General features: G+C 71.1%; 15 protein-coding genes and 3 pseudogenes. 17 read left to right on the top strand and 1 reads right to left on the bottom strand.

The annotated features are described in order from the left end of the window. Nucleotides 1-71: 71 nt before the first annotated feature. The 15 genes and pseudogenes from H9L22_RS18080 (at nucleotide 72) to H9L22_RS18150 (ending at nucleotide 12,461) form a co-directional block, all read left to right on the top strand. A complete protein-coding gene (locus tag H9L22_RS18080; RefSeq protein WP_226965994.1) occupies nucleotides 72-869 on the top strand; it encodes a sugar phosphate isomerase/epimerase family protein in 798 nt (265 codons plus the stop codon). Then, on the top strand, nucleotides 870-1,772 hold the full coding sequence (locus H9L22_RS18085; protein ID WP_187721081.1) for a proline dehydrogenase family protein: 903 nt from the start codon (nucleotides 870-872) through the stop codon (nucleotides 1,770-1,772). Next, the gene (locus H9L22_RS18090) at nucleotides 1,769-2,554 is read left to right on the top strand and encodes a CPBP family intramembrane glutamic endopeptidase (RefSeq protein WP_226965995.1); all 786 of its coding nucleotides are present in this window, start codon (nucleotides 1,769-1,771) and stop codon (nucleotides 2,552-2,554) included. Before H9L22_RS18085 ends, H9L22_RS18090 begins: the two co-directional genes overlap by 4 nt. Nucleotides 2,555-2,616: 62 nt before the next feature. Beyond that, nucleotides 2,617-3,636 (top strand): aspartate-semialdehyde dehydrogenase, encoded by a 1,020-nt coding sequence (locus H9L22_RS18095; protein WP_187721082.1) that lies wholly within the window; start codon nucleotides 2,617-2,619, stop codon nucleotides 3,634-3,636. After that, nucleotides 3,633-4,424, top strand: coding sequence for a pyrroline-5-carboxylate reductase (proC, locus tag H9L22_RS18100; protein WP_187721083.1), 792 nt, complete (start codon nucleotides 3,633-3,635; stop codon nucleotides 4,422-4,424). Before H9L22_RS18095 ends, proC begins: the two co-directional genes overlap by 4 nt. A gap of 123 nt (nucleotides 4,425-4,547) precedes the next feature. Beyond that, the gene (locus H9L22_RS18105) at nucleotides 4,548-4,649 is read left to right on the top strand and encodes a 30S ribosomal protein bS22 (protein ID WP_042842924.1); all 102 of its coding nucleotides are present in this window, start codon (nucleotides 4,548-4,550) and stop codon (nucleotides 4,647-4,649) included. Between the two features lie 17 nt (nucleotides 4,650-4,666). After that, nucleotides 4,667-4,939 carry a glutaredoxin family protein gene (locus H9L22_RS18110; protein WP_226965996.1) on the top strand — a complete coding sequence of 91 codons (273 nt, stop codon included), beginning with the start codon at nucleotides 4,667-4,669 and terminating at the stop codon, nucleotides 4,937-4,939. Nucleotides 4,940-4,955: 16 nt separating this feature from the next. Further along, nucleotides 4,956-6,554 (top strand): uroporphyrinogen-III synthase, encoded by a 1,599-nt coding sequence (locus H9L22_RS18115; RefSeq protein ID WP_187721085.1) that lies wholly within the window; start codon nucleotides 4,956-4,958, stop codon nucleotides 6,552-6,554. A 10-nt stretch (nucleotides 6,555-6,564) separates the two neighbouring features. Beyond that, a pseudogene (locus H9L22_RS18120) lies at nucleotides 6,565-7,223 on the top strand (histidine phosphatase family protein). Next, nucleotides 7,220-7,789, top strand: a complete 570-nt coding sequence (locus H9L22_RS19345) for a TlpA family protein disulfide reductase (RefSeq protein WP_320060566.1) — start codon at nucleotides 7,220-7,222, stop codon at nucleotides 7,787-7,789. Before H9L22_RS18120 ends, H9L22_RS19345 begins: the two are co-directional and overlap by 4 nt. Nucleotides 7,790-7,830: 41 nt before the next feature. Continuing rightward, a complete protein-coding gene (locus tag H9L22_RS18130; RefSeq protein WP_187722776.1) occupies nucleotides 7,831-8,541 on the top strand; it encodes a cytochrome c biogenesis CcdA family protein in 711 nt (236 codons plus the stop codon). Continuing rightward, nucleotides 8,511-10,108: pseudogene (gene resB, locus H9L22_RS19995) on the top strand (cytochrome c biogenesis protein ResB). Before H9L22_RS18130 ends, resB begins: the two are co-directional and overlap by 31 nt. Beyond that, entirely contained in the window at nucleotides 10,105-11,019 is a 915-nt protein-coding gene (gene ccsB, locus H9L22_RS18140) for a c-type cytochrome biogenesis protein CcsB (protein WP_187721087.1), read from the top strand. Before resB ends, ccsB begins: the two are co-directional and overlap by 4 nt. Nucleotides 11,020-11,025: 6 nt before the next feature. Further along, nucleotides 11,026-12,261, top strand: coding sequence for a GerMN domain-containing protein (locus H9L22_RS18145; protein WP_187721088.1), 1,236 nt, complete (start codon nucleotides 11,026-11,028; stop codon nucleotides 12,259-12,261). Next, nucleotides 12,258-12,461 carry a hypothetical protein gene (locus H9L22_RS18150; protein ID WP_187721089.1) on the top strand — a complete coding sequence of 68 codons (204 nt, stop codon included), beginning with the start codon at nucleotides 12,258-12,260 and terminating at the stop codon, nucleotides 12,459-12,461. The genes H9L22_RS18145 and H9L22_RS18150 overlap by 4 nt, the downstream gene beginning before the upstream one ends. 2 nt (nucleotides 12,462-12,463) lie before the next feature. Here the strand turns inward: H9L22_RS18150 and H9L22_RS18155 are convergent, their stop codons facing one another. Next, on the bottom strand, nucleotides 12,464-13,225 hold the full coding sequence (locus H9L22_RS18155) for an SDR family NAD(P)-dependent oxidoreductase (RefSeq protein ID WP_187721090.1): 762 nt from the start codon (nucleotides 13,223-13,225) through the stop codon (nucleotides 12,464-12,466). Between the two features lie 77 nt (nucleotides 13,226-13,302). Between H9L22_RS18155 and H9L22_RS18160 the strand changes: the two are divergent. Both H9L22_RS18160 and H9L22_RS18165 read left to right on the top strand, forming a co-directional pair. Further along, a pseudogene (locus H9L22_RS18160) lies at nucleotides 13,303-14,705 on the top strand (mycothione reductase). After that, on the top strand, nucleotides 14,702-15,895 hold the full coding sequence (locus tag H9L22_RS18165; protein WP_187721091.1) for a glycoside hydrolase family 3 protein: 1,194 nt from the start codon (nucleotides 14,702-14,704) through the stop codon (nucleotides 15,893-15,895). The pseudogene H9L22_RS18160 and the gene H9L22_RS18165 overlap by 4 nt, the downstream one beginning before the upstream one ends. Nucleotides 15,896-16,116 lie beyond the last annotated feature (221 nt).

Below are 16,116 nucleotides of genomic sequence, written 5' to 3' on the forward strand. Positions count from 1 at the left end.
ACATTGTGGACCCCTCACGTAGCAATCGACTAATCGGAGCGGGCCCCCGCTCGCGCGGTAGGGTTGTTGCCGTGTCACCGTCGAAGATCCTCCTGTCGACGACCTCCGTGTACCCGGAGGCCTCGACGAGCGCCTTCGAACTGGCCGCGTCGCTCGGCTACGACGGCGTCGAACTGATGATCGGTGTCGACACGCTCTCCACCGATATCGAGGCGATCGCCAAGCTCTCCGAATACCACGGGGTGGCGGTGCCGTCGGTCCACGCGCCGACCCTGCTCCTGACGCAGACGACGTGGGGCGGCGACCCCTGGGACCGGCTCCGCCGTTCCGGCGAGGCCGCCCACCGCCTCGGTGCCGACACCGTCGTGGTCCACCCGCCGTTCCGGTGGCAGCGCGACTACGGCGCCGGGTTCGTCGAGGGCATCCGAGCCCTCAACCGCGAGTTCCGCGTCACCTTCGCCGTCGAGAACATGTTCCCGTGGCGGACGCCCGCCGGAAACATCCCCGCCTACCTCCCCGGCTGGGACCCGACGGGCTACGACTACGACCATCTGACCCTCGACCTGTCGCACGCGGCCACGTCGCAGCGCCAGTCGCTCGATCTCATCGAAGCCTGGGGGGACCGCCTCGCGCACGTCCACTTCACCGACGGCCGGGGCTCCCTCAAGGACGAGCATCTGCTCCCCGGGGAAGGGAACCAGCAGGCCTGGCAGGTGCTGGGCGAGCTTGTGCGGCGGAACTTCCACGGCCACATCGTGCTCGAGGTCTCCACCCGCCGGGCCCGGTCCCGATACGAACGCGAAGAGCTGCTGCGGCGCTGCCTGGAGGACATCCGGGCGTGCCTGCGCGGCGAGGCGGTGGCCAGGTAGATGTCGCCCAACACCGCAGTGCGGCGCCTCATCCGGTCGCGCCCGTTCCGTGACGCGGCCACCTCGTCGGGGGCTGTCGCCGACTTCGCCCGCGGCTATGTCGCGGGCTTCACCGTGTCCGAACTGGTCCCCGTCGCCGAGAAGCTCCGCGGCCAGGGGCTGCTCCTCTCGCTCGCCTATCAGAGCGCCCCCGGCCACGAGGCCGCCACGTTCGATCAGCTGGTCCAGGCTCTGACGGCGCTCGGCGACGGCGCCGCGGGCACCGAGCTGTCGGTGCGTCCCTCCGCGCTCGCGCCCGGCTCTGACGCCGCCCGCGCGTCACGTCTGACCGAGCTGTGCGCCGTCGCCCGCGGGGTCGGCGCCGTCGTCACGCTCGAGATGGAGCGGTCGGAGGACTACGAGCGGACCCTGCGGCTCTGGGAGGGGGTCCGGGACGACGAGACGACGCTGGGCCTGACGCTGCCGGTCGACGTGCGTCGGGCCGAGAGCGACGCGCAGGCGCTGGCCGCCACCGGCGCGCGGCTCCGGCTGTGCGTCGGCTCCTATCCGGTGCCGCGACGCCGCGGCTACCAGAGCGAACAGGACAAGCTGCTGGCGCTGGTGCGCTGCCTGAGGGCCGTCATGGAGGGCGGCGGCTACGCCATGCTCGCCTCCCACGAGCCGACGATCATCGCCATCACGCAGGAGCTCGGACGGCGCAGCGGGCTCGCCCCCGACGCCTTCGAGTTCCAGATGTACTACGGCGTCCGCCCCCTCGAGCAGCGGCGGCTCGTCGACATCGGCTACCGGTCGCGGGCCTACCTTCCCTTCGGGCCGGGCTGGTTCGACTACCTGACGCACCGCGTCGCGGCCCGGCCGCGCACGATCTACAGCTTCCTGCGGGCGATGCAGGACAAGCGGTGACGGCGGAGGCTTCCGGGCCCCGCGACCTCCTCCGCGTCGAGCTGGCCGTCGTGCTGCTCCTGTCGCTCGGGCAGTCCGCCGTCTACTCCCTCCTGCGGATCTGGGAGCGGATGACCCGGGAGGTGCCGCTGTCGCAGCAGACAACCACCCTGAACACGGCCACCACGCCCGACCGGCCGCTGCTCGACGCCGCCTACCAGGTGGCCAACATCCTCTTCCCCCTGATGCCGGTCGTGCTGTGTCTCTACCTGCTGGCGGCCGTCAGGCCCCCGGAGGAGGGGCCGTTCAGGGTCATGGGCTTCGACCTGCGGCGGATGGGCTCCGACCTGGCGAAGGGGGCGGCGATCTTCGCCGGCATCGGCGTGCTCGGGCTCGCCCTCTACCTCTTCTCGCTCGCCATCGGGATCAACACGCAGATCAACACGTCCGGGCTGCAGTTCACGGTGTGGAACGTGGTCGTCCTCGTCCTGCGGGCCGTGATGAACGGCGTCCTGGAGGAGGTCGTCATGATCGGCTACCTCTTCACCCGCTGGGCGCAGAGCGGGCGCCCCATGTGGGTCGTCCTCGTGCTCAGCGCGGTCATCCGCGGCGCCTACCACGCCTACCAAGGCTGGGGCGGGTTCATCGGCAACCTGGTGATGGGGCTGGTGTTCGGCTGGCTGTTCCTCACGTGGCTCAAGCGCCGTGTCATGCCGCTGGTGGTGACACACTCGCTGCTCGACATCTTCGCCTTCCTCGGCGCCCCGCTGCTGCCCTGGCTGATGTCGCTGATCGGCCGCTGACGCCGTCGCCGCCCGTGGACGGGCGGCAGGGGGTCGCGGTCGATCGGCCGTAGACTCTCCCCATGCGTGTAGGACTCTTTGGCGCGACCGGGCAGGTCGGCGGCGTGATGCGCCGCCTGCTCGCAGAGCGCAACTATCCAGTCGACGAGATCCGCTACTTCGCCTCGGCGCGGTCGGCGGGCAGGAAGCTGCCGTGGCAGGACGGCGAGGTTGTCGTCGAGGACATCGCCACCGCCTCGTTCGAGGGCCTCGACGTGGCGCTCTTCTCCGCGGGCGGCGGAACCTCCAAGCAGTACGCCGAGAAGGTGGCCGCGGCCGGTGCCACCGTGGTGGACAACTCGAGCGCCTGGCGGATGGATCCGCGGGTCCCGCTGATCGTCTCTGAGGTGAACCCCGGCGACGTGGCGGCCGCCGAGATCGGGATCATCGCCAACCCCAACTGCACGACGATGGCCGCCATGCCGGTCCTCAAGCCGCTGCATGACGCCGCCGGGCTCGAGAGCCTGCAGATCACGACCTTCCAGGCCGTCTCCGGTTCGGGAGTCGCCGGCGTCGAGACGCTCGCCACCCAGCTGGGGCAGATCGACGATCCGCGGGTGCTGGCGCAGGACGGCTCGGCGTTCGCGCCCGCCGACCTCGGGCCGTACCTGGCGCCCATCGCCTACAACGTGGTGCCCGTCGCGGGAAGCATCGTCGACGACGGCGAGGGGGAGACCGACGAGGAGAAGAAGCTCCGCAACGAGTCCCGCAAGATCCTCCATCTGCCCGACCTCGCGGTCGCGGGCACGTGCGTCCGGGTCCCCGTGTTCTCCGGGCACTCGCTGACGGTCCACGCCCGCTTCGCACGTGGCTTCACCCCGCAGGAGGCCCGCGACGTGCTGGCCGGGGCGCCCGGCGTGGCGCTCGCGGATGTCCCGACGCCGCTGCAGGCCGCAGGCTCCGACCCGACCATCGTCGGGCGCATCCGTCGCGACCAGAGCGTCGCGGGCGACAACGGCCTCGTGCTGTTCCTCAGCAGCGACAACCTCCGCAAGGGCGCCGCGCTGAACGCCATCCAGATCGCAGAACTGCTGGCACGATGACGCTCGCGATCGTCGGCGCCGGGGCCATGGGCGAGGCCCTCCTCGGCGGGTGGATCGGCTCCGGTATCGACCCGGCCGAGGTGCTGGTCGTCGACGCCTCCGCGGCGCGGGTCGCACAGGTGACGGCACACTACGGCGTCCGCGGCGTCGACCTCGCCGAGGCTGCGGAGGCCGAGGTGCTGGTGCTCGCCGTCAAGCCGTACCAGATGCCCGCCGTGCTGCAGGAGCTCTCCGGCAGCATCGGCGCATCGACCCTCGTGGTGTCGATCGCCGCGGGCGTCACCCTGGCGGTGCTGGAGGCGGCCCTGCCGGACGCCAGCGTCATCAGGGTCATGCCCAACACCCCGGCTCTCGTCCGCAAGGGCATGGCAGGCGTGATGGCGGGCAGCAAGGCCACCCCCGAGCAGGTGGACGCCGTGTCCGCCCTCATGGAGGCGCTGGGGCGCTCCGTCGTGATCCCGGAGGACCAGGTCCACGCGCTCACCGCGCTGTCCGGATCGGGCCCCGCCTACCTGTTCTACGTCGCCGAGGCGATGATCGAGGCGGGGGTGCACCAGGGGCTCTCCAGGGGCGCCGCCACCGAGCTCGTCAACCAGGCGTTCGTCGGCGCGGGGGCGATGCTCTCCGAGTCGGGCCACTCGGCCACCGAACTGCGCGAGATGGTCACCTCGCCGGCGGGCACCACCGCGGCGGCGTTGCGGGCGCTCGACGACCACGGCGTCCGTTCCGGTATTCTCGCCGCTGTCGAGGCCTGCACACTCCGCAGCGAGGAGATGTCCGGTCTCTGACCAGCCTGGACGGTCGGCGAGATTGTGTATCGCCGTCGCGCTAGGGTTAAGATTTGGGGTCCCTTCCTTCTGGGTGGGCGCCGAAACACGTCCGGACCACAATCCGGCAACGAAAGGCAAACAGTGGGTTCTGTCATCAAGAAGCGCCGTAAGCGTATGGCGAAGAAGAAGCACCGCAAGCTGCTGAAGCGCACCCGCATTCAGCGTCGCCGCGCCGGCAAGTAGTGAGTGCACCCTCGCGGGTGTTGCTGCTGACCAGGGACGGCTGCCACCTGTGTGTGGAGGCCGAGGCCGTGGTCCGTGACACCTGCGAGGCTCTGGGGGTGGCCTGGCAACGCGTGGACGTTGACACGGTGGACGCGCTGCGTGCGCGCTACACCGATCACGTCCCCGTCACCTTCGTCGACCGGAAGCTGCACGGCTACTGGTTCGTCGATCCGGCAAGGCTTCGGGACGAGCTCCTTCCGGAAGCCGGCCTGGACACCTCCACCGAGTGGATACTGGGGCAGCTCTGAACGGGGAATTGTCGACGTGACGGAATCTGTGGAACCAACTTCGCCCGAGTCGCCGGCGGACTTCGAGCCGACCGGAGGTTCGGTGACCTTCGTGGGTTCCGGCCCGGGTGACCTGGGGCTGCTGACGCTCTCCGGGGCGCGGGCATTGCGGTTCGCCGAACTCATCATCGTCGACGAGGATGCCGACCTCGAGCAGGTGGGCATGCTCGCCCCCGCGCACGCCGAGATCCGCCTCGCCGGGTCCGACGACGAGGTGGGCGAGATCCTCGGCGCGGTCGCACGCGGCAGGAGGGTCGTCCGGCTCCACGCCGGCGACTACTTCACGGACGCCGACGCCGGGGGAGTGCTTCCGCGGGTCCTCTCACAGGCAGGCCTGCGCGCCAACCTCGTGCCCGGCGTGAACCGCTGGAGCGCGGCGCTGTCCTACGGCGGCGTCACCACCGCGACCGGCTTCGCCGCCCTCGACGCGACGCTCCAGGTGCCCGCCGTCGACGCGTGGCCGTCGGCCGAGACCCTGATCATCCGCTCGTGCGGTTCCTCCTCCGTGGCGGTCGCCGAGCAGGCGAAGCGGCGTTTCGGCGCCGACGGCACGCTCCTGTCGCTGGTGCGGGTAGGCACCACCCGGCAGCTGAGCGAGATCATCTCCTGGGACGAGGTCGAGAACACCGACGCCGACGAGGTGTACTTCATCGTCGGCCCCGGCATCGAGGACCACCACCGTCAGCGCCTCGACTGGTTCGAGGGGAAGCCGCTGTTCGACTGGCGCGTCATCGCGCCCCGCACCAAGGACGACCTCGACCCCCTAGTCGAGGAGCTCGCGCACTACGGCGCCAGCACGGAGCTGGTCGCCACGATGTCGATCGAGCCTCCCCGCACCGAGCAGGGGATGGAGAAGGCCGTCCGCGGCCTCGTCGACGGCCGCTACCTGTGGCTCGTCTTCACGTCTCCGCACGCCGTCGCCGCGATCTCCGAACGCCTCACCGAGTACGGACTCGACTCGCGTGCGCTGTCCGGCATCATGCTGGCCGCTGTCGGCCGCGGCACCGTCGAGGCGCTGGGCCGCCTCGGTCTGGTGCCCGACCTCGTGCCCGTCGTGGAGAACACCACCGGCGCGCTGGCCCGCGAGTTCCCCGCGTACGACGACCTGATCGACCCGCTGAGCCGTGTCCTGGTGCCCTCCGCGGATGTCGCCGTCGAGCCCCTGCTCGTGGGGTTGAGCCGACTGGGCTGGGAGGTCGAGGAGGTCACCGCCTACCGCACCGTCCGCGCCGCCCCGCCGCCCGCCGAGGTGCGCGACGACATCAAGACCGGCATGTTCGACGCCGTCGTGTTCACGTCCGCCACCGCGGTGCGCAACATGATCGGCATCGCAGGCAAGCCGCACGCCGCGACCGTCGTGGCGGCGATCGGGCCCGCCACCGCCGCGGCCTGCGAGATCCACGGCCTCCGCGTCGACGTCACGGCCGATGCGCCGACCTTCGAGGCACTCGCCGAGGGGCTGGCCCGGTTCGCCGACCAGCGACGACGCGATCAGCTGGACGCCGGCCTGCCCGTGACGAAGCCTTCGCAGCGCAAGCGCCGCAAGCGTCGCAAGGCCACGCCGGCCGCCGACTAGGCTGGTGCGCGTGCAGAACGCCACCATCGTCCACGTGCAGCGGCACGGACAAGTCGAGAACCCCACCGGGGTGCTGTACGGGCGTCTGCCCGGCTTCGGGCTCTCCGAGCTCGGGCACCGCATGGCCGAGCGCATGGCCGAACACTGGAGCGACGTCGAGCTGACCCACCTGCGGGTGTCGCCCCTGCAGCGCGCGCAGGAGACGCTCGCGCCGACGGCCGCGCTCCGCCCGACCTCGAGGTGACGGTCGACGACCGGGTCATCGAGGCCGCCAACGAGTTCGAGGGCCTGGTCTTCGGCCGTGACAACGCGGCGCTGCGCAACCCCAGGATGTTCTGGCACATGCGCAACCCGCTGCGCCCGAGCTGGGGCGAGGCCTACACCGACATCGCCGCCCGCATGCGGGCCGCCATCCTCGACGCGGCCGAGGCGGCGGGTCCCGGCGGGCAGGCGCTGGTGGTCAGCCACCAGCTCCCCATCTGGATCGCGCGCCGCGCGGCCGAGAACCGCAGCTTCATGCACGACCCGCGTCGCCGCGAATGCACCCTGTGCTCCGTGACGAGCTTCACGATCCGCGGCGGCCTCGTCACCGGGATCTCCTACGCGGAGCCCGTCGCCGACCTGCTGCCACTCGGCTCGTCGGCCCGCCGGTTCCGGGTGGGCACGTGAGGCGGCTGGCGGCCGTCGCGCTGACCCTGCTGCTCGTCGGCTGCTCCGGCGGCGCGGGCACCGGCGACGGCCCCGCCAAGGGCGACGGCCTCGGGTTCCAGACCGGAGACGGCACCGTCACCATGGTGGATCCCGCCGACCGTGTCGCCGCGCCGGTTCTCGCCGGCCCCACCCTCGACGGCGAGGAGATCAGCACGGCCGACTTCGCGGGCCGGATGATCGTCGTCAACGTGTGGGGATCCTGGTGCGCCCCCTGCCGGGCCGAGGCCCCGCACCTGGTGGAGGCGGCCGAGCAGCTGGGCGACGACGTCGCCTTCCTGGGCGTCAACACCCGCGATCTCGACAGGGCGCCGGCGCAGGCCTTCGAGCGCGCCTTCGAGGTGACCTACCCCAGCATCTTCGATCCCGACGGCGCGCTGCTGCTGGGCTTCGCGCAGCTGCCGCCCAAGGCGATCCCCAGCACCGTCGTCATCGACGAGGAGGGACGCGTGGCGGCCCGGATCCTCGGCCAGGTGACCGCGACGACGCTGACCGGTGTCGTCGCCGACGTGCGGGAGGCCCAGTGATCCCCCTGGAGGGCTGGGTGACGGACGCCCTCGGCTCCGGCATGCTGCTGGCGGTCCCCGTGGCCGTCCTCGCCGGCGTCGTCTCGTTCGCCTCCCCCTGCGTGCTCCCGCTCCTGCCCGGCTACCTGAGCTACGCCTCCGGGGTCGGGGCCGCCCAGATCGCCGAGGGCTCCGGCTCGCGCCGCCTCCTGATCGGCGGCACCGCGGGCTTCATCCTGGGCTTCTCCGTCGTGTTCGTCCTCACGGGCGCGCTGCTGGGAGGCGTCGGCGCCCTGCTGCTGGGGAACTCCCGGATCATCACCATCGTGCTGGGGCTGCTGATCCTCGTGCTGGGGGCCGCGTTCGCGGGCTGGCTGCCGCTGCCGTCGGGCTGGCGGCCGGAGCTCACCCCACGTGCGGGCGTGTGGGCCTCACCGCTGCTCGGCGTCGTGTTCGGCCTCGGCTGGACCCCCTGCATCGGCCCGGCGCTGTCGGTCGTGCTCAGCCTGGCCCTCAACGAGGCCTCCGTCGTCCGGGGCGGAGTCCTCGCCTTCGCCTATGCGCTGGGGCTCGGGCTGCCGTTCCTGGCGTTCGCCGCCGCCTTCACAGCGCTCGCCCCGCGCCTCGACTGGCTCAAGCGCCACCAGGTGGCGGTGCAACGCGTGGGAGGTATCGCGATGATGGCGGTCGGCCTGGCCATGGTGATCGGGCTCTGGGACCTGTGGATGGCCTGGCTGCGGCAGTGGGTCTCCCAGTTCGGGACGCTGCTGTGAGCGCCACCGGAACCGGGCCGCGACGCGGGAACCCGGTGGCCGAGTTCGGCCGGTGGGCCTGGGGGCAGCTCACGAGCATGCGCACCGCGCTGTTCCTGCTGTTCCTGCTGGCGCTGGCCGCCATCCCCGGATCGATGATCCCGCAGCGGAGCGTCTCGCCGATCACCGTCATCGACTTCAAGAAGGCCAACCCGTTCTGGGACACCGTGCTGGAGCCGTTGGGGATGTACGACGTGTACACGTCCCCGATGTTCTCCGCCGTCTACCTGCTGCTGTTCCTGTCGCTGATCGGCTGCATCCTTCCCCGCATCGGGAAGTACCTGCGCGCCGTCCGCAAGCCCCCGCCGCGACTGCCGGCGCGGATCGACCGGCTGGCCGAGAACGCCTCCGCCGATCTCGCGGACGAGACGGGCGCGCTGGACCGGGCCGAGACGTGGCTGCGCTCCAAGCGCTACCGGGTCCTCCGCACCGACGACGGCGTGTCCGCCGAGCGCGGCTACAGCCGCGAGGCGGGCAACCTGGTCTTCCACCTCTCCCTGGTGGCCGTCCTGCTCGGGCTCGCCTGGTCCAACCTGCTGGGCTTCCACGGCTCCGTCGTGGTCGTGGAGGGGCGAGGCTTCGCCAACGTCATCACCCAGTTCGACGACTTCACCAGCGGGGTCCTGCTCGACACGGACGACCTCGAGCCGTTCAGGGTCACGGTGGACGAGTTCACGGCCGAGTTCGAGACCAGCGAGGTCCAGCGGGGTGCCGCGCGCCGCTTCGACGGCATGGTCACCGTCGACGATGCGGCGGGCACCCGCCAGCAACTCCTGACGGTCAACGAGCCCGTGAGCACGGCCGGGGAACGCAGGTCAACCTCATCGGGCACGGGTACGCGCCGTCGTTCACTGTCCGGGACGGCAACGGCGACGTCGCCTTCAGCGGGCCTGTCGTCTTCCTGCCGCAGGACGGGAACTTCGCGTCGGTGGGCGTCATCAAGGTCCCCGACGCCCGCCCGTACCGGCTGGCGTTCGAGGCGTTCTTCTTCCCGACGGCCTACCTCGACGAGAACGGTCCCCAGTCGGTGTTCCCCGACGCGCTGAGCCCCGAGGTGTACCTCAACGCCTGGTTCGGCGAGCCCAAGGCGGAGACCGGCATCCCGGAGTCGATCTACGTGCTCGACCCGACGGGCCTGCAGCAGGCGATGGGGGACAACGGCGAGGTGCTGCGGGCCCGGCTGATGCCGGGCGCCGGCATCGAGCTGCCCGACGGCGTCGGATCCATCACCTTCGACGGCTGGCAACGGTGGGTGAAGCTGCAGGTCAGCGACACCCCCGGCAACCTGCTGACGCTCATCGCGATCACCATCGGGGTGGCCGGCCTGTGCGTCAGCCTGTTCGTCCGGCCCCGACGGGTGTTCGTCCGCGTCGCCGCCGGTCGTGCCGATGTCGGAGGCCTCGACAGGGTCGACGCCGCCGGTGGGCTCGACGTGGAGGTCGCCGCGCTGCTGGCTGCCGTGACCGGGAAACCGGTCGAGGCGGCTAAGGTGGCGGACGAAACCGGCTCCGAGGAGATCACCCCATGACGCTGTCCGAATGGTCCTATGCGGCCATGGTCACCGCGGCCGTGGCGTACCTGGTGGCGTTCGCGCTGCACGCGCTCGAATGGTCGGGCGCCAGGGGGCTCGCCGCGGTGCGACCCGAAGACGGCTCCGAGGACGCCGCCCGCATCAAGGTCGACTTCCGCGGCAGGCTCGGGGTGGCGGCGACGGTGCTGGGCGCCGTGCTGCACGTCGGCGCGGTCGTCCTGCGGGGGGTGGCGGCGCAGCGCGCCCCCTGGGGCAACATGTACGAGTTCGTCACCGCGGCTTTCGCGTTCGCCATCGTCTTGTACCTCGTGTGCGTCTGGCGCTTCGGCATGCGGTGGCTCGGGCTGGGCATGACGCTCCTCGCCACGCTGGGGCTCGGACTGGCCGTCACCGAGTTCTACGTCGAGGTCGCCCCGCTCGTCCCCGCACTGCACAGCGTGTGGTTCATCATCCACATCATCGCGGCCTGCATCTCCGGCGCGGCGTTCAACGTCGGCGCCGTCGCGGCCGCCCTCTACCTGATCCGGGACAGGGCGGAGGCCAGGGCAGCGGCCCGGGGCGACGGTGCCCTGACCGGCTACATCGCGAAACTCCCCTCGGCCGCGGGCCTCGACCTGCTGTCGTACCGGCTGCACGCGTTCGGCGTCCCGCTGTGGACGTTCACCATCGTCGCCGGCTCGATCTGGGCGCAGTACGCCTGGGGACGCTTCTGGAACTGGGACCCGAAGGAGACCTGGTCGCTGATCACGTGGCTGGTCTACGTCGCCTACCTCCACGCCCGGGCCACCGCGGGCTGGCGTGGCCGCCCCGTCGCCTGGATCGCGCTCCTGGGGCTCGTCGCGTTCTGGTTCAACTTCATCGGCGTGAACCTGCTCTTCAGCGGCCTGCACTCGTACTCCGGCATCTGAGGATAGATGGCCTCTGACGACGCACCGGACTGGTTGGTCCGGATCCACGAAGAACACGGTGCCGCGTTGCACCGGCTCGTGGTGCTGCTCGGGGCCGAGGAGGAGTCCGGCCGCATCGTGCGCAGCGCTCTGCTGGCGCTGCACCGGCGCGGCCACCGGATGATCGATCCCGCCGAACGCGTCGAGTTCCTGCAGGAACATGCCGTGCACCTCGCCCGCGCGGTCCGGGAGCCGCAGGCGCCGCTGGCTCTACCGCCCGTGGACGACGCGCGCCAGCAGCAGGTGCTGCAGGTGGTGTCGTCGCTGCCGCCACGCGCCTCCGAGATCCTCGTCGTCAGCCACTATCTGGCCGTGTTCGGCCCCGAGCTGGCCGGCATCATGCGACTCTCGGTGCGCGGCTGCAACCAACGGCTCGAGATCGCCCTGGAGACGCTCCGTGCCCGCCTCGGGTCGGGGAAGGAGCGCCCTCTGGAGGCCCTGTCCCAGGAGCTCACCGCCGCCCTCCGCGCCGCCGCCCGCACCGTCCAGGCGCCGGGCACGGACACCCTGGCCGCTGAGCTCGCAGAGGTGGGGGACACCCAGGGGCGCAGGATCGGCTCGCGGCTGGCGACGCTGCTGCTGCTGGCTGCGGTCGTGCTCGGCCTGCTGCTAGCAGCGCTCACGCGTCCGGCCGTCACGCCCGCCGAGCCGGATCACTCCGCGTCCGCCAGGCCGACGGCGGAGGCGCCGCTGTCGATCGCCGCCGTGCTGCAGGACGTGCCCGTCTACTACGTGGGCCGGGCGGACGGCCGGCTGTTCCGGGAGCTGCGCGACCTCCCAGCGACGGGCTCCATGTCCGAGGCGGCGCTCGGGGCGCTCCTCAACGTTGCCCCCCTCGATCCCGAATACGAGTCGGCCTGGTCCCCGGGACAGGTGTTGAGCGTCGAGGTCGACGGTGACGCCGTCACCGTCGACCTGTCAGCCAACGCCTACGCCGAGATCCTGACGCCGCTCCGGGCACTGAGCGCACGCAGGCAGATGGTCTACACACTCGCGGAGCTGCTGGGGATCCCCGAGCCGCGGGTCTTCTTCCTCGCCGACGGAGGACCACCGCCGCCCGAGTTTCGGACGGGGGAGGGATTCGGCCGCGAGGGCAGCACCCCCCTCCCACAGTTGTGGATCACCGACCCGCAGAACCTCGACCAGGTGGCGGCGGGCCCTATCCTCATCACCGGTGTCGTCAAGCCAGGCCTCGGGAGTTGACCATCACCGTCACGGACACCGCGGCGGCGACCCAACAGCGCATCACCCCGCAGGTCTCCGAGAGCGTGAATGCGGACGGCTGGCGTGTGTGGACCGCCCGCGCGGAGCTGACGCCCGGCACCTACGACGTCAAGGCGACCGTGCAGCTGATCGAACCGGTCGGCGTCGTCACGGAGAACAAGGTCGTCGAGGTCTCCTGACGTCAGCGGGTGGCCACCCACCGGGCGAGGGCCGCCTGGAGCTTCACCGGGGCCAGCCGGGTGGCGAAGGCCATGAGCGCGTTGGCGGCGCCGTCGACGACATACGGCTGATGCCTGCCGAGACCCGCGAAGGTGGTCTCGACGACCTGTGCCGGCGTGCGGCGTTTCGCCATTTTCGTATCGTCGCCCGCCTCCGCGAAGAACGGGGTGTCCGTGGGGCCGGGGCAGATCGCGATGGCGCGCACACCCGTGTGGAACAGCTCCTCCCACAGCGCGATTGTCAGACGCAACACGTAGGCCTTGGTCGCGGCGTAGACGGCCATCGTGGGGATGGGCTGGAATGCAGCGGTCGACGCCACGTTGATGATGGCGCCGCGGCCGCGGCTGATCATGCCGGGGGTGACGGCCCGCGCCAGTTGGGTCAGCGCCACCATGTTCAGTTCCTTCTCCTGGAGCATGCGGGTCGGGTCTGCCTCGGCGAAGTCGCCGATGGTGGCGAAGCCCGCGTTGTTGATCAGGTAGCTGATGTCCATCCCGTGCAGGCGCTCGATGAGGGCGCCCCGTGCCTCGCGGTCGCTCAGGTCGACCGGCATCACCAGCGTCTCGACCCCGTGCTGTTCCTGCAGGCGGGCTGCCAGCTCCTCCATCGGGCCGGCTGTGCGTGCGGCGAGCACGACATTGACGCCCTCGCTGGCGACCTTCTCTGCGAAGGTGACACCCAGCCCGCTCGACGCTCCCGTGACCACTGCCCATGAGTTCTGCATGGGGCAACTCTAGGGCCCTTCCGACGCCCCCCGGTGAGCCCCCGTGCCCCCTGCGGGCACCGTGACACAATGACGCCATGCAGCACTTCGACCTGGCAGTGATCGGCTCCGGCACCGGCAACTCCCTCATCGACGAACGATTCTCCGAATGGAACGTGGCGCTGATCGAGCGCGACCCTGTCTTCGGCGGCACCTGCCTGAACCGGGGGTGCATCCCCACCAAGATGTTCGTGGTGCCCGCGGACCTGGCTTCCTCGCCCACGGAGGCGGGCAGGCTGGGGGTCGACCTGCGGTTGAACGGGACGGACTGGCCGGCGATCCGGGACCGGATCTTCGGCCGCATCGACCCGATCTCCGCCGGGGGGCTCGACTGGCGCGAACGGTCCGGCAACGTCGCCGTCTTCCACGACGAGGCCCGCTTCGTCGACGCCGGCACCCTACAGGTCGGTGACCAGCGGATCACCGCGGAACGGATCGTGATCGCCACCGGCTCCCGGCCGCGGCTGCCCGACCTTGACGTCCCGGAGTCCGTCGCGGACCGGGTCCACACCTCGGACACGATCATGCGGATCGACGAGCTGCCCGGCAGGCTCGTCATCGTCGGCGGCGGCTACATCGCCGCCGAGTTCGCCCACATCTTCTCGGCGCTCGGCACCCAGGTCACGCTCATCAACCGCTCCGAGACGCTGCTGCGGCACCACGACCGCGACATCGCGGAGACGTTCACCGCAGAGCTCGGCGCCCGGGTGCCGCTGCGTCTCAACCAGACGCTCGCCGCCGTCGAGGAGGCAGGCAAGGGGATCACGGTCGTGACCAGGGACCGCAACGGCGTCGAGTACGAGTACCCGGCCGACCAGCTCCTGGTCGCCATCGGTCGGGTGCGGAACTCCGATGCGCTGAACCTGGCCGCCGCCGGCGTCGAGGTCCGCCCCGATGGCCAGATCCGGGTCGACGCCCAGCAGCGCACCTCGGTGCCCGGCATCTGGGCCATGGGGGACGTGTCGTCCGATCACCTGCTCAAGCATGTCGCCAACGCCGAGATGCGCACCCTGCAGCACAACCTGCTCCACCCGGGGACCTGTGGGAGACGGATCACCGGTATGTGCCCAGCGCCGTCTTCAGCTCGCCGCAGGTGGCGACGGTCGGCGCGACCGAGGAGCAGCTGCGGGCCTGGGGCAGGCCGTACGTGGCCTCGACGCAGCGCTATGCCGACGTGGCGTACGGGTGGGCACTGGAGGACGAGACGCACTTCGTCAAGCTGCTCGCCGACCCCGGGACCCGGCACCTGCTGGGCGCCCACATCATCGGCCCGCAGGCCTCCAGCCTGATCCAGCCGCTGATCCAGGCCATGAGCTTCTCGCTGCCCGTCGACCAGATGGCCCGGGGCCAGTACTGGATCCACCCGGCCCTGCCGGAGGTCGTGGAGAACGCGCTGCTCGGCCTCCTGCAGGCCACCGTGCCCGCGGAACTGGGCCGGTGAGGCGCGCGCTGATCCCGCTGACGGCGCTCGCGCTCGCAGCGGGATGTGCCCCCGCCTCCATGGCCCCGCAGCCGCAGCAGGCACCCCCGGCCTCGTCGTCGGCCGCCACCCCCGCTTCCGCGGAGTCGGCTGACACGCCGGTCGAGCCGGCTGGCCCCGCCTGCCTCGCCGAGGCCGAGGCGCTCCCGCTGGAGACCCGCGTCGGGCAGCTGTTCATGATGGGTGTCGACACTGCGGGCCTCACCGAGACAGCGCGCCAGGCGATCGCCTCCGGGCGCATCGGCTCGGTGGTGCTGCTGGGCAACTCGACGGCGGGCTCCATGGAGATCCGCCAGCTCACCGCGCAGCTCGGCAGCCTCGGCACGGCGGACCTGCCGCTGCTCGTCGCCGTCGACCAGGAGGGCGGCAACGTCCAGCGCCTCAAGGGCGACGGGTTCAGCACGATGCCGTCGGCGCGCGTCCAGGGGGAGGACAGCCCGCAGGCGCTGCTCGCCTCGGCGACGACCTGGGCCGAGGAACTCGCGACCGTAGGCATCGGCTACAACCTCGCCCCCGTCGGCGACGTGGTGCCGGTCGCCAAGCGGACGACCAACGCCCCCATCGGCAGGCTGCAGCGTGACTTCGGCTCGAATCCGGACGCCGTCGCCGAGCACGTCGTCGCGTTCATCGAGGGCATGCAGTCCCAGGGGCTCGCGACCTCCGTCAAGCACTTCCCCGGCCTCGGGGAGGTCACCACCAACACCGACTTCGGCGCGGCCGACGACGAGGTCACGACACGGGACTCGGCCAACCTCGAGCCGTTCCGCGCGGCGATCGCGGCGGGCGTCGACTCGGTCATGGTGAGTTCCGCCGTGTTTACGCAGATCGACCCGGACCAGCCCGGAGTCTTCAGCGGCGTCGTCATCGACGACCTGCTGCGCGGCGAGTTCGGATTCGACGGCGTCGTCATCGCCGACGACCTGGGCGCTGCCGGCTCCGTGGCCGGCCTGGCGCCGGGCGAGCGGGCTGTCCGTTTCCTGGCGGCGGGCGGGGACCTGGCGATCAACGCTGACCCGGCCATCATGGCGGAGATGGTCACGGCGACGCTTGAGGAGGCAGACTCGGACCCTGCTTTCGAGGAGCGCGTGACGGCGTCTGCGGCTCGTGTCTTGGCGCTGAAGTCGTCGGCGGGCCTGCTGGGCTGCGGTTGACCGGAGGCCGGTCAGCCGCAGCCGCGTCGCCCACGTGGGCGACCTCGCTCAGGGCTGTCGGATCAGCCGCAGCGGATCAAGCGTGAAACTGGCCCCTCCGCCAGCGACTCCTTGGCCTGTGGAGATGAGGGTTAGGGTGTGTTCTCCGGCGGTCAGGTCCAGGGGCACTGGCAGGTGCTCCGGGCTGTTGTACACGCCGGAGCTGACGTAGAGATTCACCT

Source organism: Tessaracoccus defluvii, assembly GCF_014489575.1.
GTDB lineage: Bacteria > Actinomycetota > Actinomycetes > Propionibacteriales > Propionibacteriaceae > Arachnia > Arachnia defluvii.

Excerpts from the sequence above, each read along its gene's own strand:
- H9L22_RS18095 (WP_187721082.1), top strand. The coding sequence starts at position 2,617 with ATGCGTGTAGGACTCTTTGGCGCGACCGGGCAGGTCGGCGGCGTGATG.
- ccsB (WP_187721087.1), top strand. The coding sequence starts at position 10,105 with ATGACGCTGTCCGAATGGTCCTATGCGGCCATGGTCACCGCGGCCGTG.
- H9L22_RS18145 (WP_187721088.1), top strand. The coding sequence starts at position 11,026 with ATGGCCTCTGACGACGCACCGGACTGGTTGGTCCGGATCCACGAAGAA.
- proC (WP_187721083.1), top strand. The coding sequence starts at position 3,633 with ATGACGCTCGCGATCGTCGGCGCCGGGGCCATGGGCGAGGCCCTCCTC.
- H9L22_RS18085 (WP_187721081.1), top strand. The coding sequence starts at position 870 with ATGTCGCCCAACACCGCAGTGCGGCGCCTCATCCGGTCGCGCCCGTTC.
- H9L22_RS18130 (WP_187722776.1), top strand. The coding sequence starts at position 7,831 with ATGCTGCTGGCGGTCCCCGTGGCCGTCCTCGCCGGCGTCGTCTCGTTC.
- H9L22_RS18155 (WP_187721090.1), bottom strand. The coding sequence starts at position 13,225 with ATGCAGAACTCATGGGCAGTGGTCACGGGAGCGTCGAGCGGGCTGGGT.